A 524-nucleotide genomic window follows, 5' to 3' on the forward strand; every position below is an offset into this window, starting at 1 on the left:
GTACTACGTGAGATTTGCAGGACGCTGCACATTGCTGATACCGAGTATTTGTCTTGGTTTCGCTTGATGACATTTACTTTCGTCCCATGATCAGCGCGGCTTGCTTTAAAATATCATTCTCCATTAATAGCTGCTTATTTTCCCTGCGGAGTTTTAAAAGCTCCTGCTGTTCAGGAGATAAGTTGTCTTTCTCTTTAAAAGAACCGGAGGTTTCATCCTGGTGGATCCAGCGATCCAGCGATCAAGCGATGACGGAGTCAGTTCATATTCATTAATAATAGCTCGTTTCGTTTTTCCACTCTGGTACAGCTGCACCATTTGTTTTTTGAACTCGGGCGTGAATGTGCGGCGTTCTCGCTTTGTCATAGTTGGAGCTCCTCATCTGTTTTAGGTCAAGTAAAGTGTACCCTTTGTAAAGGACATTTTAAAAAAAGTCATGCCACTTGGAGGAGGTGATTTCTGTATTGAGTAGGAGTCATCTTCTTTAAGTTCCATTGATATCTGAAATTGTTATAGTAGGTCAT

The 524-nt window shown here is 41.6% G+C and carries 1 protein-coding gene and 1 pseudogene; both read right to left on the minus strand.

The genetic code is table 11. The features are described 5' to 3' along the window. Positions 1-366 (minus strand): annotated as a pseudogene (locus M3221_RS25595) (transposase); the annotation flags it as partial. Positions 367-434: 68 nt separating this feature from the next. Continuing rightward, positions 435-524 (minus strand): IS3 family transposase (locus M3221_RS25600; RefSeq protein ID WP_251274819.1); only part of this gene is annotated, 90 nt, incomplete at its 5' end.

The organism is Domibacillus indicus (assembly GCF_023715895.1).
In the GTDB taxonomy this organism is placed as follows: Bacteria; Bacillota; Bacilli; order Bacillales; family Domibacillaceae; genus Domibacillus; species Domibacillus indicus_A.